The sequence below is a fragment of the Arthrobacter sp. Soil764 genome, from assembly GCF_001428075.1.
GTDB lineage: Bacteria > Actinomycetota > Actinomycetes > Actinomycetales > Micrococcaceae > Arthrobacter.
In genome coordinates, this window is the sequence record NZ_LMSI01000020.1 from 107,399 (window position 1) to 127,645 (window position 20,247).

A 20,247-nucleotide genomic window follows, 5' to 3' on the forward strand; every position below is an offset into this window, starting at 1 on the left:
CCCACCCATCCCCTAACCTCACAGCTCGGCCAGGGAACCCTCCGGGCGTGGCCCATTCATCGATTGCTCCGTACCTGCCGTTTTCAAGGCTCAAAACGGCAGGTACGGAGCAATCGATGATTAGAAGGCGGGCGGCGGGCCCTCGGCCGGCAGCGTGACCGTGAAGGTGCTGCCCTGGCCCTCGCCGCTCTGGCAGGCGATGGTGCCGCCGTGCCGCTCCACGATCATCCTGGTAATCGAAAGGCCCAGGCCGGCGCCGGGGATGGCAGCCTTTTGGGCGGACTCCGCGCGGAAGAAACGGTTGAAGGCCCTCGCCGCGTCCTCGCCGGTCATGCCCATCCCGGTGTCCGTGACGCTCAGCCGGACCCACTGCCGGTCCGCGTCTGCACTGATGCTGACCCTGCCGCCGTCGGGGGAGTACTTGATGGCGTTGGAGACCAGGTTGTCCAGCACCTGCCCAATGCGGAGCGGATCAGCGTAGGCCCACAGGGGTGAGGGGACCTCGGCGGCGATCTCCACATGGGACCGTTGCGCCAGGGCCTGGGCCGAACCCACGCTGGTCTCCACCAGGCTGGCCAGGTCCGTCCGCTTGGGGTGGACGTTCAGGGTGGTGGAGGCAGAGGCGGTCAGGTCGGCCACCAGGTCCAGCAGCCTTTCCGCGTTGCGCTGCACCACGAGCAGGCGCTGTGCCACGGGCTTGGGAAGATTGCCGGCGTCGTCCAGCACCAGCTCCACGTTGCCCAGGATTGAGTTCAGCGGGTTCTTGAATTCGTGCGAGACATTGGAGACCAGTTCCTGGTTCGCGGCCAGGGACTCCACCCAGCCGGTGACGTCGCTGTAGACCACCACAGCCCCGGTCAGCTGGCCTTGTTCATTGACCAGCGGGCGGGCGGCGGTGGACACGGCGCGCTGCTCCGGGCCTTCGCCGGCCCATACCAGATAGTCCGCGAAGGACTCGCCGGCCATGGCCCTGTTAATGGGGCGCCGGTCATGGGGGAGCAGGGTACGGCGGTCCTGCCCGAAGATGAGCTGGTCCCCCTGGCCGGGAACGGCGTCATCCGCCCTCGTGACACGGCGGAAGTTGCGCTGGCGGCTGTTGGAGACCAGGAAGTGGCCGGAGCGGTCGACGGCGGCAATACCGACGTCGGTGGCGTCCAGTACCGTCTCCAGCAGCTTCTCCCGTTCCCGGCTTGCGGCCAGCAGGTCCCGGAGTTCACGGTCCTTGTCCGCCAGCTCGGCCTGCTGCTGCCGGAGACTCACGCTCGCGAACCGGATGGCCAGGGACACCGCCAGCATCATGACGGGGAAAAGAACCACGCTGGTGATGTCGGACGCCGTGACGTCGGGGAAGTGGGCCACCACGGAGGGGACCATGATCAGGAAAGGTCCCACGAAACTGAGCACCAGGCTGCTGCGCGCCAGCATGCCGGAGGCGGAGAGCCAGATGACCGGGAAGACCACCAGCACCGCCAGTCCCGGCAGGAGCGGTGCGGCGCCGTTGCGCAGGAACCCGATGGCCGCGAAGTCCAGCACGGGGATCAGGAGGTACGGGCGGTGTGCCAGCCGTTCCCAGGGCACCAGGAAGCAGCCCAGGAACAGGACTGCGTGAAGGACAATGCCGGCCATGTACAAGGGGCTGTTCATCAGCGCGGGCCAGGCGAAGGGAGTTGCCACGGCAATCGCCGCAACAATGAGCGTCAGGGGGAGTTGGCACAACGCCACCTGGGCGCGGGTGCCCAGGCGCCGGAAGATGCGGCCGGGGCCCCGGTGGAACAACGGCTCAGCCATGTTTTTGACTCGTACCCCTTTACGTCCGGAAAGCGGGTGCGCCAAGGTGCAGCAATTCCCCCCGGTTACCTTGGTATCCACCCTTTCCTTTGGATATTGCACATGTCTTGTCATAATAATTGACTTTTCAATTTTCAGCGCCGACTCGGGTGTCATCAGCCCGGCTTACTAGTAGCGTATAAATGGTTGGAGCGGGATTGGCATTGGCGCTGGGCCAATGGGGGGCCATTTCCGCCTGGCGCAGGGATAGCAATGGACGATCTTGGTGTAGCTGTGGTCATCGAGGATGACGACGACGTACGCAACCTCCTTGAGGGTGTTTTGACCCAGGCGGGCTTCGAAGTGCATACGGCTGTTGATGGGCGGGCCGGGGTTGAGGTGGTCCGCAGTAAGCAGGCCAACGTTGTGACGCTGGATATCGGCCTGCCGGACATTGACGGGTTCGAGGTCCTGCGGCGGATCCGCAACTTCAGCAACGCCTACGTGGTGATGCTGACAGGCCGGACCGACGAACCGGACCTGCTGTCCGCCCTGAATGCAGGGGCGGATGACTACATCGCCAAACCCTTCAGGCCCAGGGAACTCCGGGCCCGGGTGGCGGCCATGATGCGCAGGCCGCGCCATGAGGTCAGCGGGCGGAACACGTCACACTGGGGGCAAGCCGCGGCTCCTGCCGCCGCACAGCCCGAGCCAGGGGTCCTGCAGCACAACGGTCTTCTGTTGAACTATCGGACGCGCACCGTGGAGATCAAGGGGGAGCCGCTGGGCCTGACCCGCAGCGAATTCGATCTGCTCCATGTCCTGCTCAAGGGCGGCGGTGCCGTCTGCACCAGGGCCGATTTGGTGCGGGCGGTGCGGGGCGACTTTTACGAGCGGGACACGTACATCAGTGAGGCGGACGAGCGTGCCGTGGAGGTCCACGTAGGTAACCTGCGGCGCAAGCTCAAAGAGGACCAGTTGTCCCCGCGGTGGCTGCAGACGGTCCGCGGGGTCGGGTACCGGCTGGCGCCGCGCCGGCCGGACGATGCGTAACTGCTAGCCGTTTTCCAGGATGTAGGTTGCCTGCAGCTCGGACACAGTACGGGCCCCGTCCATGGCCACACCGGCCATCAACGCCTGGCCCTGGACAAAGTCACCCTGCCGGATCAGGCCTTCAAGAAGTTCCGCGAGCCTGGCCAGCCGGAGCCCGCCGACCATGGCGGAGCTGATCTTGAGGCTGATGACGGCGTCAAGGGCGAGGTCCTCGTCCCGGCTCTCCACTGCTGTTCCCAGCCGGGCCAGCCGCAGGTCCCACATGGCGGCGTAATCACGGGCGAACCGCTGCGCCAGTCCGGATCCGGCCAGCTCATCTTCGAGTTCCGCCAGGACGGCGGCATCAACCAACGGCAAGAGAGCGGCCTCTTCCAGCAGCGGGGCCGCGCCGGCGGCCGGAACGGGAGCGGCGGGCAAACCGACCCCGGACAGCGGGTAGTCCGCAGCGGGGCTCTTTCCGCTGGAACCGGGGTCGGGACTGTTCATTGTTCAAGGCTACTTCCTGGATATCCTTCGGCGTCCGTTTTCTTATCATTCTGTGTAAACCTTGAGGCAACCTTGCCGCCGCACTGAGTATCTTTACTGGCCGCTGAAGGTCGCAATAGTGTTGATCACGGCCGGCCCCAGGATGGCGATAAAGAGGACCGGGAAGATAAAGAACAACAGCGGGAAAAGGATCATGACGGGCAGCTTCATGGCCTTTTCCTCGGCCCGCTGCCGCCGTTTGACGCGCATGACCTTCGCCTGGACCCGGAGGACCCGGCTGATGGCGATTCCGTAGGTATCGGCCTGCACCACGGCCTGCACGAAGCTGCGCAGTTCCGGGATGTTGGTCCGCTCGGCGAGGGCGATGTAGGACTCGCGGCGGCTGCGTCCCACCTGCATGTCCTGCAGGGTGCGGACCAGTTCCTCGGCCAGGGGTCCCTTGCCGTTCTCGCCGGCCCGGGCCATGGCGCCTTCAAAGCCGAGTCCGGCTTCCACCGAGATGAGCATCTGGTCCAGGGTGTTGGCCAGTTCCAGCTGCATCGTCTTCTGCCGCTCCTGGCCCTTGCTGTACAGGAGGAGGTCCGGGATGAAGTAGCCCAGGACAATGAGGAACAGGCCGGCGAGTTTCATGAGGGGGCTCGCGCCGATGCTGACGAGCCAGAGTCCCGCTGCCAGACCAGCCATGCCCAGACCCAGTTTTGATCCCAGCACTTTGCCCATCGGCATGGACGCAGGACGGCCGGCAAGGGCAAGCATGCGGTCCAGGAAGGCAACGTAGGCAGGCGGTGTCAGGCGGCGGCCCACGCTTTCGAGGATGCCCGGTTTTCCGGCAGGGGCAACGAGGGCCGCCGGGGCGCCGCGGCCCAACAGCTCGGCGGCGGCGATGCGCCCCTGCTTGTCCACCGTCAACATGGACCAAGCCAGGCCGGCCACGGGAATGCAGACCAGGAGTACAGCGAGGAGGACGATCAGGTTCATGGGGTCCTCAGAACTTCAGGTCGATGATCTTGCGCATCCAGAGCGCACCGATGGTCATCAGGACAAAGGAGGCACCGATCATCACCCAGCCCAGGGGATGGGTGAACATCGAGTTCATGTAGCTGGGGCTCACGGCAAGCAGCATGGCCACGATGCCGAAGGGCATAGCGATGAGGATGTAGGCGGAGAACTTGCCTTCCGCGGCCAGGGCCTTGATGTGGCCCTTGATTTCCGCGCGCTCGCGGATGGTCTCATTCACCTGGTCCAGGACTTCCGCCAGGTTGCCGCCCACCTCGCGGTTGATCTGGATGGCCTGCGAGATCCACACGAAGTCCTCGTTCTTCATCCGGTCGGCGGTGTCATTGAGCGCGGCCAGCAGGTCGCGGCCCAGGCTGGTTTCGGTAATCACCCGCCGCATCTCCTCCGACGTCGGCTTCTGGGACTCCGTGGCGGCGGCGTCGATGGCGCGCAGGATGCTGTGGCCCGCCCGCAGGCCGCCGGAGAGCAGCTGCAGTGTGTCGCCGAGCTGGCTGTCGAAGGCGGCGCGCCGCTTGCCGGCCAGGAATCCGAGCACAAGTTTGCCCAGGAAGGGTGCCAGCAGTGCCAGCAGCACTCCCACCAGCGGGCCGACCGTCACGATCCCCACCAGCATCCCGACGCACGCTCCGATGCCCACCAGCAGGAAGAACTCGGCCTGGCTGAGGCGCAGGCCGGCGTTTTCCAGCTCCGCGCGGGAGAACAGCTTGACGTTCCGGCCGCCGAGGAGCCGTTCGAAGGACCTGACGCCGGACAGGGCCAGGCGGGACAGGGAGGACGGCGGCTCGGGTTCAAACGGACGACGGCGGTCCAGCGGCACTGCGGGGGCGCTGGGCAGAAGCACGGCCACGCCGAGCAGGCAGATGGCTGCCAGCAGGATGATGCTTCCGACGGCGATGATCACGACTTTGCGCCCGGTGAGAGCGGACCGGCGAACACTGCCGGGGACACATGAATGCCCAGGTCCTCGAACCGGTCGATGAACCGGGGCCGGATGCCGGTGGCCACGGGCCTGCCCAGGAACCGGCCCTGGGCGTCAACGCCGGCGGAGTAGTCGAAGACGAAGGCATCCTGGAGGGTGACGATGTCGCCCTCCATGCCCTGCACTTCGGTGACGTGGGTGATGCGGCGGGACCCGTCGCGGAGCCTGGAGATCTGGACGATCAGGTTTACCGCGGAGGCGATCTGCTCGCGGATGGCGCGCAGCGGAAGGTCCATGCCGGCCATGAGCACCAGGGTTTCCAGGCGCGCCACGGCGTCGCGGGGCGAGTTGGAGTGCACCGTGGAAAGGGAGCCGTCGTGGCCGGTGTTCATGGCCTGCAGCATGTCCAGCGATTCGCCGCCGCGGACCTCACCCACCACGATCCGGTCCGGGCGCATACGGAGGGAGTTGCGGAGGAGTTCACGGATGGTGACTTCGCCCTTGCCTTCAGTGTTCGGCGGGCGGCTCTCCAGCCGGACTACGTGGTCCTGCTGGATCTGCAGTTCCACGGCGTCCTCGATGGTGACAATGCGTTCGTCGTGCGGAAGGAAGGAGGACAGGACGTTGAGGAGGGTGGTCTTGCCCGTGCCCGTGCCGCCGGAGACGATGATGTTCAGTTTGGCCTTGACGCAGGCGTTCAGCAGTTCGGCCATCTCCGGGGTCAGCGTCCCGAAGTCGATGAGGTTGCGGACCGTCAGCGGGGTCTTGCTGAACTTTCGGATGGTGAGGGAGGAGCCGCCCACGGCCAGGGGAGGGATGACGGCGTTGACGCGGGAGCCGTCCTCCAGTCGGGCGTCCACCAGTGGAGAGGACTCGTCAATGCGGCGGCCCACCTTGGACACGATCCGTTCGATGACCTTGCGCAGGTGCTCCTCCGAGCTGAAGCGGGATTCGGAGAGGGTCAGCTTGCCTTTGCGTTCCACGTAGATCTGGTCCATGCGGTTGACCATGATTTCGGTGACGGCGGGATCGTCCAGCAGGCGCTGGAGGGGGCCGTAGCCCAGCACGTCGTCGGCCACGTCCTGGACCAGGCGGGTGCGTTCCTCCGGCGTCAGCGGCACCTGTTCGGCGTCGATGATGCGGGTGAGTTCCTTCTTGGCGGTGCTGCGCAGTTCCTGCTCGGTGACGGATGCGTCGTTGAAGCGGGTGCCCATGCGTTCGAAGAGGGCGGTGGCCGCCCTGTCCTTCATGGCTGCGAAGACGTCCACCTTAGGTGCCGTGGGCACCTGCTGCGCGCCGTCGTCGTACGTTGAATGCACGACGGCGGCCGGTGCCGGAAGGTGCCCCTCCGCACCTTCCGCAGGGGAGGGCGAAGGCGCCGGGCGCGGGGGCTCAAGCAGAGCGGTGCCCGTGCCCGAGCCGGACGCGGACGCCTGGGCACGGCCCTGGACCGCGTTGATGCGTTCGGAGAGTTTCATCAGATGACCACCCTTCGGTGAAGCTTCCGCTGTGCCTGGGCGCGCCAGGCCGGGTCGAAGCGCTCCACGAGCTGGCGGAGGCTTTTGACGGCGGGATCTTTCCTGGATTCCTGGAGGACGGGGATGCCGCGGTTGGTGGACAGCGCCACGGCGCGGGAGCGGGGGACGCTGACGTCCACGGGTGCGCCGATGGTGGATTCGACGTCCTGGACGTTGAGGCCGGCCTTGGCGTCGGCCATGTTCAGGACCACGTGCCGGGATTCGGGCATGATGTCCAGCTGGCGGAGGACTTCCAGGCCGGAGCGGAGGCCGCGGAGACTGGGAATGTCCATGGCGCTGACCCAGACCACGTCCGTGCACTGCTCCATGGCGGCGAGGCCGATTTCGGGCATGCCGGGGGCGGTGTCCAGCACCACGTACTGGAATTCCTGGGCGAGCTGTTCCAGCAGGCGGGTGGTCTGGTCCGGGGTGATGTGGTCCGCGTCCACCGGGTTGGGCGGGGCGCAGAGGGCGTAGATGCCGGCCGGGTGCACGGTGAGGAAGGCCTTCAGGACCAGCGAATCCTGGGCGGCGGCCGGCGTGACGGCGTCGGTGACAGTGTGTTCGGGGTTGAGGTAGAGGCCGGACGCGACGTCGCCGAACTGCAGGTCCAAGTCCACGATGACCACGCTCATGGGGGCGATCTGGCCCAGGCCGATGGCAATGTTGGTGGCGAGCGTGGTTTTGCCTACGCCGCCCTTGGGGGAGAAGACGCCGATGACCAGGCCCTTGCCGTTCTCTGTTTGTTGCGTTTCGGGGCTGCGGTGGCGGGTGGCGAAGGACTGGCAGGCGCGTTCGAGGAGCACCCGGATTTCCGCGGCGTCCGCCTGCGGGCTGAGGATGTCCCGGATGCCGGCGCGCATGGCCTGCAGCAGGAATTCGGGCTGCACGTCGCTGACCAGGACCAGGCTGAGGCCGGGGAGCTGGACGTCGAAGACTTTGGCGAACCGCAAGGCCTCTTCGTACGGAACGTCGGGGCCGATGATGAGGACTTCCGGCTGTTCCTGGTTGAGGAGGGCGAACAGTTCGGCCGGGCCGGCGGGGAGGATGTCACTCGCGATGGTCTGGACGGATCCGCGGAGGCCGTGGGCGACGGCGGCGCGCAGCTTCTGGTCGAAGTCGCCGTTGGGGGAGAGGAGGACGAAGCGGCTCACTTGTACACGTTGTCCTTGCGTTCGATGCGGGGGCCGTTGTCTTGGGCGTCCAGGGGTTCCTTGGTGAGCCAGAGTTCACCGTTGATCGAGGTGAAGATGATCTTGTTGGCGTCGAGGTCAGTGACGGCGACAGTGATGATGAGTGCACCTTCGGGGATAGCTGCGTCTTGAGTGGTTGCATCTGTACTTTTTGCCGCTGCCTGCGGTGCTCGCTGGATAGCAGTGACAAGGACCTTACGGAGTGTTATTTGGGTCGTTTCAGCGTCAGGCTTCGATTTGTCGGCGCCGCTCTTGAAGCTCATGGCAATGCCTATGTGATCGCCTGCGGCGAGGCGACCGCCCACCACGCGTTGCGGATCCAACTGGAAGGAAACCTCCTGGAACCCGGTCGGGACCTTGACCCTGCTGTCATCCTTCGCGTCCTGTGGTGCCACGAGGCGTTCGGCCAGGAGTTGCTCCCCGGGAACGAGATCTACTGCGGTCACAGTGCCTGCCTTGTTGTCCAGGCTGCTGAGGGCGCTGGTGGAAACCGCCGATGCGGGGACTTTCTTGACGGTAAGCGATGCAGCTGCGTCATTTACGGCGGTGCCGGCGGGAACGGCCTTTGTCACTACGAGCACGTCTTTTGGCTCCATGTTGGCCACCGCCCGCTGGTCGGCTCCCTGCGCGTAGAAGATGATGAGGAGGGCTCCCACAAGCGCCAGGGCGACGGCGGCCGTTCCGGCCAGCATGCGAGACTTCACTTCTAACTCCTGGGTGTGGGTACTTTTGGATCTGGTGACTAAAGGACTGGACGGGCTATGGTGGCGCCGTAGGGGTCCACGGGGCCGAGGGTGTAGCCGTCGGCGAGGGAGACGTACTTGATGAATTTGCCGATGACACCACGGCACTCACCTTTGCATTCGGTCGCGGTGGTGACGCCAGTCGTCGTCGACTTTTCACTGCGGAATTCGTAGGGAAGGCCGGTGCCGCCACTGAACTTCCAGCCGGTGACCTCGAAAGCCGCGAAGGACACCAAGCTGTAAATGGCGCCTGAGCCGGTTCCGGTGACCTTGTTGAAGACCGGCAGGAGGACAACGATCTTTCGGCCGGCGGTGATTTCGCTGGCCCAACGGTTGAGCTCGGTAGAGCAGTTGCCCGGGGCATTATTGCCGGGATCGCTACCTCCCTCGCTTACCGCGAGATCGATGGTGCCGCCGCATTGCCCGGCATCTTGGACCAGCCAGCCGAAACCACCCTGGACGGCAGCCCCGGAAGGACCGTAATTGCAGTCGGCGTTTTGGTTCTTGCCGTGTTCCTGGAGGAGCTGAAGGGGGCCGTCGATGTTGTCTTTGACCTGGCAGATGGAGAAGGCCAATGGGAAGGCGGTGCGGCCGGCCTTGGGGCTTCCCCAGATGGCCGAGGAACGGGCTCCTACTTCTTTAGTAGGGATGCCCAGGACGTCTGCGAAGAAGAGGGAGACGGAGTTTTCCTTGCCTCCGGTTTCTTTGGCGGATGTGGTGACGCTGACCTTCCGGGTCGTCATGTCCAGCTCGATGCTGTAGACCTTGCTCATTCCGTCCAAGGCGTTCTGGTTGGCAAGGCTGCCAGCCAGAGTTGAGGTGTTGGTGCAGTTGGCGTCTGCTGCGTCTTTGGCGCATTTTTGGGCCAAGGCGATTGCTGACGCGTCAGCGCCGTTCTGCAGCTGGGCACGTTCCGAGTAGATGACCCCAACGTCGACGGCGATTGCGACGAAGCCGAGAAGGGTCACCAGGAGGATGGCCACGATGACGCTGATGGCGCCGCGCTCGCCCGGTTGCTTGGGTGAGGTCCGCGAGTTCCAGCTCAGCCGCCGCACAGCATGACTCCTTTGCCTGTCATGGGGAACGGTCCCGCGATGCCGGTGATGGTGGACAGGTTGTACTTGATGGTCAACGTAACCTGGGCGCCGGTGCTGCATGCGTTGGTGCTGAGGATGATGTCTGATGTGGGGATCGTGGTGCTCACGGAAGCGGCCGCGTTCTTTGCCGCTGTTTTTGCGCCTGTTGGGTCGTTGCCTATGGCCATGACCCGGACGCCGTCGCGGGCCGCGTTCGTTAAAGTGATCTGGGCATTGTAGGCCCGGCCAAATTCAATGGTGCCCAGGACAAGCATTAAGAGGAGGGGCAGCAGGATCGCGAATTCGACGGCGGCTGCGCCGCGTTCCGAGTCGCGTTTCACCTGCCGCACCTCCTCTTGGTTTGCTTTTTCTGCGGTGTCCTTGCTGGGGGCCGATTTGGGGGCGGGAACCGGATGGAGGAGGGGATTAGCCGCCGGTGGTGGTGGTGCCAGCGGCCGGCTTGAGCGTGTTGTTGACGGTGTCAAAGAAGCCGTCCAGGGTGCCGCCCAAAGTGCTGACTGCAACAATGATGACGACGGCGATAAGACCAACCATGATGCCGTATTCGACGGCGGTTGCGCCCTTCTCTTCGCGGCGAAGGCGGATCATGAGGTTGGTGTAAAGAGAAAGCATATTGACTCCTGAGCGAGACGGATGGCTGGTCCTGCACCAGCTCTGAATCGAAGTTAGCAACTGGATTTGTTGAATTGACCGGATCTTGCAGCATCCTGCGCGAAGCCTTTCCGGAATACATCCTTCCTGCGTTTTTGCTGCGGTTTTGCTGGGTCAAAGCTTGGCTTCACTCTCCGGGCGCACAAAAGGACCCCCTCGGTTCTGGGTGCCGAGGGGGTCCGGTTTTTAGGGCGAACAGTGGGCTGCGCCGGGTGATAGCCGCCTATGGGATACCGAGGGCGGTCTTAACGCCGGTGGTGAGATGGTCGAAGAAACCGTTGAGCGACAGGCCGAATAGGCCCACTCCAGCCACAATCACAATGGCAATGAAACCGACCGTGATTCCATATTCCGTGGCAGTTGCGCCGTCTTCCTCATCCCTTAGTCGCTGCGTGATCTTCCGAGTCAGCGACATCGCCTGTACTAGTTGCTTCATGACTCCTCCTAGGAGAACGCGGCGACGATGTTCATGACTGCCGGCCCCAGCAAGATGATGAAGAGGGTCGGGAAGATGAAGAAGATCAGGGGGAAGAGAATCTTCACCGGTATCTTCATGGCGTGTTCTTCCGCCCGCTGGCGGCGCTTCAGCCGCATTTCGTGGGCCTGCACTCTCAGCACCTTTGCGATCGCAATTCCGTAAGCATCCGCTTGGACGATGGCACGGATGAACGAACGCAGGTCGGGAACGTCAACACGGTCGGACATCGCCAAGTACGCCTCCTTGCGGGAACGCCCCACTTGCATGTCCTGTAACGTCCGAGTCATTTCGTCCGCCAACGGGCCCGTGCCGTTTTGGGCCGTACGGGCCATCGCAGCCTCGAATCCAAGGCCCGCCTGAACGGAGATCAGCATCTGGTCAAGGGTGTTAGGCAGCTCCTGCCGGATCTTGTCCCTGCGCTTCTCCGCGTTACTCCGTATCAATAGGTCCGGAGCAAAGTAGCCAAAAGCAATAGCGGCAATGAGGATCGCGAAGCGTGACGGCTCCGGTGAGGCAAAGAAGTAGAACAAACCCAGGAGCCCGGCTCCAAGAGCCAGCAGCGGTTTTATCGCCAAGAGGCGCTCAAGGGGCCATTCCTTGGGGCGTCCTAGTGCAGCGAGTTGTTTGTCCAACCAGGCAACGTACCGGACGGGCGTGACCTTGCGGGTGAAGGCGCTGAATTCCAGCGACAGGCTTTGCGGGGCAGCGTTCCTGGCGCGCTGGCCAAGGTTCGCTTGTATGTTTCGGATGGCAACCCTGTCCGTAGCGGCTACCGACCAAACCAGGTACGAGACGGGCAAGACGATGGCCAGAATCGCCCCGAGTGCTATGGGTGACATGTCGGGCTCCTAGTACTTTGGCTTGATCAGTCGGCTGAGCCAGAAGCCGCCGGCAGTGAGCATTACAGCGGCAGCGCCTAACATCAGGAAACCGGGAACTGTACTCGTGAACGTTTTCGCGTATTGACCGTTGATCAGGATCAGGGCGAAAAACAAAACCACCGGCAGTCCCATAAGAACGGCAGCGGACATCTTTCCTTCGGCGCTTAGGGCCTTCACCTGACGGCGTATCTGGTTGCGGTCACGTATCGTTTCGCCGACGTGATCAAGCACTTCCGCCAAATCTCCGCCCACCTCCCGGTGGATCTCGATGGCTTGGGAGATCCAGCTGAAGTCTTCGCTGCCGGTGCGGGACGACACTTCCGTCATTGATTCCCCCAAGTCGCGGCCGATCCTGGTTTCGTTGACAATCCTGCTCAGTTCTTCCGACATAGGTGCGTCACTTTCACGTGCTGACGCGTCGATAGCCCGCAGGAGGGAATGACCGGCCCGCATGCTCCCCGTGAGCATCTGCAAGGTGTCCGGCAGTTGCTCGTCGAACTTGCTCTTGCGCCTGGAGGTAAGGACCGAAAGATAGGCGAGCATTCCGGCGGGAACAACTGCGAGCAGAACGATCGCGAAGAAGAGCCCTCCAAGGAGGAATCCGAACACGCTCCCTGCCAGCGCGCCTGCACCCATCATGAGCAGGAAGTCGGCCGGCTGGGCCTTCAGCCCCGCCCGTTCCAGTTTCTCGCGAGTGATCAGGAAGTCGTTTTTCCCCTTGAGGCGCTTGTTAATGGCGCCAACGGCAGTATCAGTCAGGACGGTCAGCCTGGAAGCGCTTGCGGGCACATCCGGCCGGCGCCGTGAGAGCGGGATTGCATGTCCGGGTTTCAGTACGACAACGAAAGTGACAATGATCGACGTGAAGATCATCAGCACCCCCGCGACCAGGATCATGACCGGGGCTTCTGGAGTTTCCATCTATCGACTCCTTGGCCCTTGGGCTCCGAAAACGGAGGGAGAAATCCTGATTCCCAGTTCTTCGAACCTGTCCGTGAACCGCGGACGGACCCCGGTCGGAACAGGCTTCCCAAGGAACCTGCCGTTCGCATCGATGCCGGCAGAGTAATCGAAGACGAAAGCATCCTGAAGCGTGACGATGTCGCCCTCCATGCCCTGCACTTCAGTTATGTGCGTCACCCGGCGAGTTCCGTCGCGAAGCCGGGAAATATGCACGATCAGATTGACCGCTGATGCGATTTGCTCCCGGATTGCCCTGAGCGGCAGGTCCATCCCGGCCATCAAGACGAGGGTTTCCAATCGGGCCACGGCGTCACGTGGTGAGTTGGCGTGGACAGTCGAGATCGAACCGTCATGACCGGTGTTCATCGCTTGAAGCATGTCCAGCGACTCGCCTCCACGGACCTCACCGACAACGATGCGGTCAGGCCTCATACGGAGGGAGTTGCGGACCAGGTCACGGATGGAGACCTCACCTTTACCCTCAATATTCGCCGGCCGGCTTTCCAGCCTGACCACGTGGTCCTGTTGGAGCTGCAGTTCCACGGCATCCTCAATCGTCACAATGCGGTCTGTCGCGGGAATGAACGACGAAAGGACATTCAGCATCGTCGTTTTTCCCGTGCCCGTACCGCCGGAAACGATGATATTCATCCGGGCCAGGACGCAAGCCTGGAGCAATTCGGCCATTTCGGGCGACAGGCTTCCAAAGCTGATCAGTTTTTGTACCGTTAGCGCCTCCCGCCCAAATTTTCGGATTGTCAAAGACGCACCGTTGACGGCCAACGGGGGAATGATGGCGTTGACGCGTGATCCATCCGCCAGGCGTGCATCCACAAGGGGGGAGGATTCATCGATCCTCCGACCAATACGGGTAACGATCCGTTCGATGACCCTCCGCAGCGCTTCCTCGTTACTGAATTTGGTGTCAGTTAGGAACAGGTGGCCGTTTCGCTCCACGTAGATCTGGTCCGCCCTGTTGACCATGATTTCTGTGACAGATGGGTCATCCAGGTACCGCTGCAGCGGTCCGTGTCCCAGGACATCGTCAATGATCTCCCGCGTGAGTCGCTGTCGTTCGCCTTGTGACAGAGGGACCTGTTCCTCGTCAACGACTGCCTTCAGTTCATCCTTCACAAACTGATGGAGTTCGGCCTCCTCAAGGGATGAGTCCGTGATGCGGGAGCCAAGCCTCTCGTACAGTGCCTGGCTGGCACGTTCTTTAAGGCCTGTAAGTGCCTCACTCGCAATCCCACCAGTTACCTCAACAGCCACCGGGACTTGGGCTTGCTCTGCTGCCTGGGCCTGCTGAATGGCGCCCAGACTGGAGGCGGCGTGTGGGGAAATTCCGGGAGCAGCGGGATCGGACTCGCCACGCATCTTTGCAAAACGGTTTGTGAGGCTCACTGTACTACCGCCCTTCTGTGGACCTTCTTCCGCGGCGCTTCCCAATTAGGTTTGAAACGCTCGACCAACTTGCGCAGACCCTTGGCTGCTCCATCCCGGCTGCCATCCTGGAGCAGGGGGACGCCCTTGTTCGTTGAAAAGGGCACCGCGCGGGACTTGGGAAGAACCACATCCACCGGAGCGCCGATAGTGGCCTCAACATCCTGGACAGTCAGGCCTGTCCTCCGATCCGCCATGTTGAGGACAACGTGCCGGTTATCAGGAAGCAGATCGAGTTCCGAAAGGATTTGGAATCCAGTTCGCAAGCCACGAATGCTGGGCACATCCATGCCGCAAACCCAAACAGCGTCCGTGGCCTGCTCCAGTGTTGCCAGTACGTGCTCGCCCAGGCCGGGTGCGGTGTCGACGACGACATATTGGAACTCTGCCCGCAATTGGCGCAACAGGTGACTGATATTTTCGCCGGAGATCCGATCCATATCGATGGGGTTGCGCGGTGCGCACAGGACATAAATGTTGCTGGGGTGAAGAGACAAGTATGTCTTGAGCACCATTGCATCCTGGCTCGCCGCACCAACCACAGCCTCTGTGATCGTGAATTCAGGCTCGAGCATCAGCCCGCTTGCGATGTCGCCAAACTGGAGATCCAGGTCGACGACCACCACGCTCATGGGTGAAACCTGTCCCAAACCAATCGCCAAGTTGCTTGCGACCGTTGTCTTGCCTACGCCGCCTTTTGGAGACATGACGGCGATCACCCGCCCTCCCTCAGCGGCAGGACGCTCGGCCGTGTTAGGAGCCAAACCACGCCGGCGTCCAGCGGCGGCAAGGCTTGCCCGTTCCACGAGCGCCCGGACTTGGTCCATATCGGCTGACGGTGGGATCAGGTCGCGGATGCCGGAGCGCATGGCGTTCAAGGCGAGCTCGCCGTCGTCATCCGCTGCCAGGACGATGCTGATTTCCGGGTATTGGAGGTCCATTACCGCGGCGAACTTGAGAGCTTCGTCCTGCGGAAGGCCGGGACCAAGAATCAGCACCTCAGGAGGTTCGCCCGCTTGCTGCCGAAGGATATCGTCAGGGGACTCGGGGAGGTAGGCGGCCTGGAAGAACTGCAATGAGCCGCTGAGGGGCGCTACAGACGCCCGAACTTTCCGTTCGTAGTCGGTAGAGGGCGAGATCAGAATGAAGCGGCTCATTTGAATACCTTTGTCTGGTTGACGACACCTTGGGTGCCTTCGGTGGCTTCGGCCGGCTCTTTCGAGAGGTAGACCTTTCCAAACTCAGCGGCATAGACCAGCTTTTCGGTGTCAACAGCGTCCCTGGCAAATGTGATCAGGTACGAGTCACTGGTTGCCGGCTTGTTCTCGCTGGCGGCGTTGAGGGCACCCGATGAGCTCCCTTGAGTTGATTGCGCCTGCGTCTGCGCGGCGGCCCCCGAGCTGAACTGAACTGCAGTGACGAGAACCTTGTGGAATGTCAGCTGGGTTCCGTTGCCGCCGCCGGCGGAATCGGCCATGGAGATGAAGACGCCTACTGTGTCGCCAGCCTGGATCTTGCCGCCGACTACCCGTTCGATACCCAGTCGAAGGGTTATTTCCTGAAGCCCGGCAGGGACAGCCACACGGGAGGGGCCGAGGTACGCGTTCGCATCAACCAGGCGGCTGCTGAGCAGCTGTTCGCCCGGCACCAGAGCCACCGACGTAACCGTTGACCCCAACGAGCCCAAATCATGTACTCCATCGGCTGCGACCGCGGTGCGAGGCACTGCTTTAGTAGTGACGTATTGAGCGAGTTGGCTGGCCGGCGTTCCGGCCGGGACATTCTGTTTAATAATCAGAATGTCCTCTGTTTCCGTGTTCGCCATTGCGCGTCGGTCTGCGCCTTGGACGTAGTTGAAGAGAAGGACGGTGCCAATGACTGCTACAACCAGTGCGGCGATGCCTCCCAGTAGGCGTGCTTTCATTACTTTCCCCTTAGTTTCTTACTTGACCAGATGTGGCGGCAGGTCGGCGCCGCCGCCGGAATAGCCACCGCCGCCGTAGAGCGAAGGATCGGCTACCCATTCGACGAATTTGCCTCGAACGCCGCGATTGCTGCCGCCAAGACCGGTTAGGTCGCCGCCTTCGGCTCCCGGAAAGCTGTATCCGAGGAGAAGAAAGGCCGCGTAGCCCTTGATGTAGTACTTACCGCCCGCGCCGGTACCGGTGGCGGGCGTAAAGACGGGAAACAGAATTACCTTGTTCAGGTACGTGGGTATGAGTGCCTTACATTCCGAGGGGATGCTCAGGCCCGTGTTTGTCTTAGCGTAAGGATCGGTGACGCCGGTTGTTGACGGATCGTCGGGATATACGGTGGCCTGGCACTTGCCGGGATCAGGCATCAGCCACTCGAACCCGCCGGGTATGGCAGCGCCCGAGGGACTGTCACTTACGCAGGTTTCACTCCCGTGAGTCAGAATTGTGTGCACCGTTCCGTCGACATCGAACTGGCACGGCGCAAAAGTAATGGGCAGGGTAGCTGGACCCGACCCTGGTGACCCCCAGGCGGCCGTTGAGGTGGCGCCTACCGTGACCGGCCCGGCGTTCAGCGCGCTCGCAAACATTTTCGCCAAAAAGCTGCTGGAGCCATTCCTTGTCGATGTCGTCACCGTAACCTGGCCGGCGACACTCAGGTCCACATTAGCGTCGCTGGCACCATCATTGGAGTTCGCGTTGGCTAGAGGACCAGCCAGTGAGGTCACACATGGGCCAGGATCGCAGCTCTTGGCCACAGCAAGCGCGCCTGAATCTGCGCCATTCTGGAGTTGTGCCCGCTCGGCGTATATTTGCCCAACGTCCACAGCCATTGCACCTGCCCCGATGAGGACCAGCATCATGACAGCGACAGTAACGCCGGCAGCTCCTCTTTCTGAGTTCTTTGCGAGATGTTGTCTACGAACCCTTAACCCCCGCATTGCATTGCCCCCTCACCTTTCACTTTGAAGCTGCTGCCGAAGAGCCCGGTCAATGCTTGGCCCTGGTAGGTGACGATTACCTTCATGGTTGCGCCAGCCGTGCACGCCGGTGTTGAAAAAGCGAACGGGGTCGGGTTGGCGCTTGACACGTTGAACCCGGCAGGTGCTATCCCTGGTGCCCCAGCCTTTGCGGCTGCTTTGGCCAGCGCCTGATCGTTCTTTACGGCCATGGTGCGGGCGCCCTCTCGGGCGGCTTGTGTCACGGAAATTTGCATATTGTAGAAGTTTGAAAATTCAACGATGCCGAGCACCAGAGATATGAGAATCGGTGCAACCAGAGCGAACTCGACGGCCACGGCGCCGCGTTCTGCACTAATAGGCTTGTGGCTGCGTTTCAATGGGTCCCCCTGGACAATTGCAGCTTGAAAGGAAGCGGTGTGCCGCGCTGTGCAGCGCGGCACACCGGGGGTGGGTGTCTACCAGCCGCTTACGGTTGTGCCCAGGGTGCTGAACCAAGTGTTGAGCGCTCCACCGAACGCTCCGACGCCGACAACCAGAACCAGTGCGATCAGGCCCACAAGTAGTGAGTATTCAGTGGCAGTGGCGCCCTTTTGGGACTTGAAATCGGTCTCGAACCAAGTTCGGACTGTCAGCAGGAAGATGTGCAGGGTTTTCATCGCTAGAACCTCTTGTCCGTTTCTCTACCAGCCGGACACGGTTGTGCCCAGGTTGCTGAACCAGGTGTTGAGTGCGCCGCCGAAGGCACCAACGCCCACAACGAGGACCAAGGCAATCAGCCCAACGAGGAGGGAGTATTCGGTAGCCGTCGCACCCTTTTCGGTTTCGAAGCGATCCTTGATGCCGGCGACAAAAGCCATCATCGAGACCATGAGAGAAGTCATTGTATTTTCCTTAATTCGGTGAAATTGGATTTATTTGATTTCAACGAATTTCCAGCTGCCCCCATAAACCTTTAGCGGCTGGACTTCGCTAAGAAGAGACTGTCACTAGCGGGCATAGGCAACAATGCGTAGTGGTACTCGACTTTTTGAAGGCGTGGGAAAAGCACGTACTCGAAAGCCGGAGTCGGTACTCAGTCATGGTTTGCAGGTACCTGACAGGCTACTTGTGCAGGCCGCTCGGTGGTTCCGGCGGGAGCGCCGCCCTCCGGCTAAGCGATGAAGAAGGTGACGGCCGCTAGGGCGCCGAGCATCGAGGGGCCGTGTGGCACCTCCGTGGCTTTATTCCGGCCTTTTCTTCTGATGAGCAGCACGGTGACCGCGCCATTCAGGATGAACCCAAGGAGTGCTCCGTAGAGGAGCTGGCTCCAACCTAGGTACCCCAGGTAAAGGCCGACAGGCGCTGCAAGCTTCACGTCGCCCATTCCGATGCCGGCGGGAGAAATAAGTCCCAAAATCAGGTAGGCGGCAAACAAAATGATAGCTCCCAAGGCTGCACGGACCAGATCGTCAGATTGCTTACTAATTAACCCCGGCAATAAGAGCAATGAGAGTCCGCCCCCGAGCAGCATAATCACGAGTGGATTAGGCAGTAAATGAAGTGCTATATCGATCCGTGCCAACTGGACGCCCAATAGGGCAAGTAAAAGGAAGGCTGGAAGGCTAAATGTGCTTCTAAAATGTAAAGCAAAGGCGACGAATGCGAGGCCGGTGAGCGCCGCCGTCGTAATTCGCGTCTGCAGGCGAGGCGCTCCCCCGAGCCTCGGGACCAGCTTTGCGATCAGGAGTTCGGCGATGGGGGAGAGGGCGCATCCCAGTAGTCCGACCCCTATGACAAGCAGCCAACTGTTGGAGTCCACGTTCGCCACTGACAACACTGCATCCCCCATGTTGATTGAGCCGGCATAGGGCCCCAGCGGCCTTCGGCTCTCTCATTTTGACCCTGAACACCTTAACGCGCTAATCTTGGTAGTCGTTGTGCGTGTCCTATTCCGATGGTGCGTGCCCGCTTGAGAATCCGGTTGCAGGATAACTACTCAACGTGCACATTCGGAACTTCAGGATGACTGGTTACATGGAGCCCTCACCTCTGTTCCGGTAGCGCGCAGACAGTAGGTGCGCGAGCTAGCGACACCTAAACAAGAACGCCAGAACAAGAACGAGGCAAACACCGTGCGTACGTACACCCCGAAGCCCGGCGATATCAACCGCCAGTGGCACGTCATTGACGCCACCGACGTTGTCCTTGGTCGTCTTGCAAGCCAGACCGCAATCCTGCTGCGCGGCAAGCACAAGGCCACTTTCGCATCCCACATGGACATGGGCGACTTTGTCATCATCATCAACGCTGAAAAGGTAGCCCTGACCGGTGCCAAGCTGGAGCAGAAGCGCGCATACCGCCACTCCGGCTACCCGGGCGGCCTGACTTCCGTCAACTACGCGGAACTGCTGGAATCCAACCCGGTCCGCGCCGTTGAGAAGGCCATCAAGGGCATGCTCCCCAAGAACTCCTTGGCTGCCCAGCAGCTCGGCAAGCTGAAGGTGTACCGCGGTGCTGAGCACCCGCACGCCGCCCAGCAGCCCAAGACTTTCGAAATCACCCAGGTCGCCCAGTAGTCCTGGCCACCAAACAACTTATCTATACAAGGAGAATCGTGGCTCAGAACGAAGAGACCACCGAGGTCGTCGAGGCCGAGGAAAACCTGACCAGCTACACCTCTGAGAGCTCAGCTGCTGAAGCTGCTCCCAAGAAGGAGCGCCCGGCACTGACCGTTGCCGGCGCAGCTGTTGGCCGCCGCAAGGAAGCCGTTGCACGCGTCCGCGTTGTGCCCGGCTCCGGCAAGTGGACCATCAATGGCCGCGAGCTGGCGAACTACTTCCCGAATAAGCTGCACCAGCAGGACGTCAACGAGCCCTTCAAGATCCTCGATCTCGAAGGCGCCTACGACGTCATTGCCCGCATTCACGGCGGCGGCATCTCCGGCCAGGCCGGTGCCCTGCGCCTCGGCATCGCCCGTTCGCTGAACGAGATCGACGTCGAGAACAACCGCGCCACCCTGAAGAAGGCCGGTTACCTGTCCCGCGACGCCCGTGTCATCGAGCGTAAGAAGGCCGGTCTCAAGAAGGCCCGCAAGGCTCAGCAGTACTCCAAGCGCTAAATCCGCT

The 20,247-nt window shown here is 62.1% G+C and carries 24 protein-coding genes; 3 read left to right on the forward strand and 21 right to left on the reverse strand.

The genetic code is table 11. The features are described from left to right. Positions 1 to 120: 120 nt before the first annotated feature. Positions 121 to 1,788, reverse strand: a complete 1,668-nt coding sequence (locus ASG86_RS11925) for a sensor histidine kinase (RefSeq protein ID WP_056334304.1) — start codon at positions 1,786 to 1,788, stop codon at positions 121 to 123. A gap of 252 nt (positions 1,789 to 2,040) precedes the next feature. Here ASG86_RS11925 and ASG86_RS11930 point away from each other — a divergent pair, with 252 nt between their 5' ends. After that, on the forward strand, positions 2,041 to 2,820 hold the full coding sequence (locus tag ASG86_RS11930; protein WP_056334307.1) for a response regulator transcription factor: 780 nt from the start codon (positions 2,041 to 2,043) through the stop codon (positions 2,818 to 2,820). Between the two features lie 3 nt (positions 2,821 to 2,823). Here ASG86_RS11930 and ASG86_RS11935 read toward each other — a convergent pair whose 3' ends face one another. The 20 genes from ASG86_RS11935 to ASG86_RS12030 all read right to left on the reverse strand — a co-directional run bounded on the left by ASG86_RS11935 (position 2,824) and on the right by ASG86_RS12030 (position 18,950). Beyond that, complete coding sequence (locus ASG86_RS11935; RefSeq protein WP_056334310.1) at positions 2,824 to 3,306, reverse strand: hypothetical protein; 483 nt, start codon at positions 3,304 to 3,306, stop codon at positions 2,824 to 2,826. Between the two features lie 93 nt (positions 3,307 to 3,399). Beyond that, on the reverse strand, positions 3,400 to 4,284 hold the full coding sequence (locus ASG86_RS11940) for a type II secretion system F family protein (protein ID WP_056334313.1): 885 nt from the start codon (positions 4,282 to 4,284) through the stop codon (positions 3,400 to 3,402). Between the two features lie 7 nt (positions 4,285 to 4,291). Further along, complete coding sequence (locus ASG86_RS11945) at positions 4,292 to 5,224, reverse strand: type II secretion system F family protein (RefSeq protein ID WP_056334317.1); 933 nt, start codon at positions 5,222 to 5,224, stop codon at positions 4,292 to 4,294. Beyond that, a complete protein-coding gene (locus ASG86_RS11950; protein ID WP_056334321.1) occupies positions 5,221 to 6,720 on the reverse strand; it encodes a CpaF family protein in 1,500 nt (499 codons plus the stop codon). Before ASG86_RS11950 ends, ASG86_RS11945 begins: the two co-directional genes overlap by 4 nt. Further along, positions 6,720 to 7,913 (reverse strand): AAA family ATPase, encoded by a 1,194-nt coding sequence (locus tag ASG86_RS11955; RefSeq protein ID WP_056334323.1) that lies wholly within the window; start codon positions 7,911 to 7,913, stop codon positions 6,720 to 6,722. Before ASG86_RS11955 ends, ASG86_RS11950 begins: the two co-directional genes overlap by 1 nt. After that, complete coding sequence (gene cpaB, locus ASG86_RS11960; RefSeq protein ID WP_235565167.1) at positions 7,910 to 8,656, reverse strand: Flp pilus assembly protein CpaB; 747 nt, start codon at positions 8,654 to 8,656, stop codon at positions 7,910 to 7,912. The genes ASG86_RS11955 and cpaB (ASG86_RS11960) overlap by 4 nt, the downstream gene beginning before the upstream one ends. Before the next feature lie 38 nt (positions 8,657 to 8,694). Then, on the reverse strand, positions 8,695 to 9,750 hold the full coding sequence (locus ASG86_RS11965) for a TadE/TadG family type IV pilus assembly protein (protein ID WP_056334329.1): 1,056 nt from the start codon (positions 9,748 to 9,750) through the stop codon (positions 8,695 to 8,697). Further along, positions 9,738 to 10,112: a TadE/TadG family type IV pilus assembly protein gene (locus ASG86_RS11970; RefSeq protein ID WP_056335448.1), complete on the reverse strand. Its 375-nt coding sequence runs from the start codon at positions 10,110 to 10,112 to the stop codon at positions 9,738 to 9,740. Before ASG86_RS11970 ends, ASG86_RS11965 begins: the two co-directional genes overlap by 13 nt. An 85-nt stretch (positions 10,113 to 10,197) precedes the next feature. Continuing rightward, a complete protein-coding gene (locus ASG86_RS11975; RefSeq protein ID WP_056334334.1) occupies positions 10,198 to 10,404 on the reverse strand; it encodes a Flp family type IVb pilin in 207 nt (68 codons plus the stop codon). Between the two features lie 262 nt (positions 10,405 to 10,666). Next, the gene (locus tag ASG86_RS11980) at positions 10,667 to 10,879 is read right to left on the reverse strand and encodes a Flp family type IVb pilin (RefSeq protein WP_056334336.1); all 213 of its coding nucleotides are present in this window, start codon (positions 10,877 to 10,879) and stop codon (positions 10,667 to 10,669) included. Positions 10,880 to 10,887: 8 nt separating this feature from the next. After that, on the reverse strand, positions 10,888 to 11,760 hold the full coding sequence (locus ASG86_RS11985; protein ID WP_056334339.1) for a type II secretion system F family protein: 873 nt from the start codon (positions 11,758 to 11,760) through the stop codon (positions 10,888 to 10,890). A gap of 9 nt (positions 11,761 to 11,769) precedes the next feature. Next, entirely contained in the window at positions 11,770 to 12,723 is a 954-nt protein-coding gene (locus ASG86_RS11990) for a type II secretion system F family protein (RefSeq protein WP_056334341.1), read from the reverse strand. Next, on the reverse strand, positions 12,724 to 14,169 hold the full coding sequence (locus ASG86_RS11995; RefSeq protein WP_442854300.1) for a CpaF family protein: 1,446 nt from the start codon (positions 14,167 to 14,169) through the stop codon (positions 12,724 to 12,726). Next, complete coding sequence (locus tag ASG86_RS12000) at positions 14,166 to 15,365, reverse strand: AAA family ATPase (protein ID WP_056334344.1); 1,200 nt, start codon at positions 15,363 to 15,365, stop codon at positions 14,166 to 14,168. The genes ASG86_RS11995 and ASG86_RS12000 overlap by 4 nt, the downstream gene beginning before the upstream one ends. Continuing rightward, positions 15,362 to 16,132, reverse strand: a complete 771-nt coding sequence (cpaB, locus tag ASG86_RS12005) for a Flp pilus assembly protein CpaB (RefSeq protein WP_056334346.1) — start codon at positions 16,130 to 16,132, stop codon at positions 15,362 to 15,364. The genes ASG86_RS12000 and cpaB (ASG86_RS12005) overlap by 4 nt, the downstream gene beginning before the upstream one ends. Before the next feature lie 18 nt (positions 16,133 to 16,150). After that, positions 16,151 to 17,122 carry a TadE/TadG family type IV pilus assembly protein gene (locus tag ASG86_RS20210; RefSeq protein WP_082566773.1) on the reverse strand — a complete coding sequence of 324 codons (972 nt, stop codon included), beginning with the start codon at positions 17,120 to 17,122 and terminating at the stop codon, positions 16,151 to 16,153. Further along, a complete protein-coding gene (locus ASG86_RS12015) occupies positions 17,110 to 17,520 on the reverse strand; it encodes a TadE/TadG family type IV pilus assembly protein (protein WP_082566774.1) in 411 nt (136 codons plus the stop codon). The genes ASG86_RS20210 and ASG86_RS12015 overlap by 13 nt, the downstream gene beginning before the upstream one ends. Before the next feature lie 78 nt (positions 17,521 to 17,598). After that, positions 17,599 to 17,799: a Flp family type IVb pilin gene (locus ASG86_RS12020; protein ID WP_056334351.1), complete on the reverse strand. Its 201-nt coding sequence runs from the start codon at positions 17,797 to 17,799 to the stop codon at positions 17,599 to 17,601. A 24-nt stretch (positions 17,800 to 17,823) separates the two neighbouring features. Beyond that, entirely contained in the window at positions 17,824 to 18,024 is a 201-nt protein-coding gene (locus ASG86_RS12025) for a Flp family type IVb pilin (protein ID WP_082566775.1), read from the reverse strand. A 269-nt stretch (positions 18,025 to 18,293) separates the two neighbouring features. Next, positions 18,294 to 18,950 carry a prepilin peptidase gene (locus ASG86_RS12030; protein WP_442854301.1) on the reverse strand — a complete coding sequence of 219 codons (657 nt, stop codon included), beginning with the start codon at positions 18,948 to 18,950 and terminating at the stop codon, positions 18,294 to 18,296. A 304-nt stretch (positions 18,951 to 19,254) separates the two neighbouring features. On the opposite strand from ASG86_RS12030, the gene rplM reads away from it, so the two are divergent. After that, on the forward strand, positions 19,255 to 19,698 hold the full coding sequence (gene rplM / locus ASG86_RS12035) for a 50S ribosomal protein L13 (protein WP_015937805.1): 444 nt from the start codon (positions 19,255 to 19,257) through the stop codon (positions 19,696 to 19,698). A 38-nt stretch (positions 19,699 to 19,736) separates the two neighbouring features. Continuing rightward, complete coding sequence (rpsI, locus tag ASG86_RS12040; RefSeq protein WP_018769171.1) at positions 19,737 to 20,240, forward strand: 30S ribosomal protein S9; 504 nt, start codon at positions 19,737 to 19,739, stop codon at positions 20,238 to 20,240. The last annotated feature ends 7 nt before the right edge of the window (positions 20,241 to 20,247 follow it).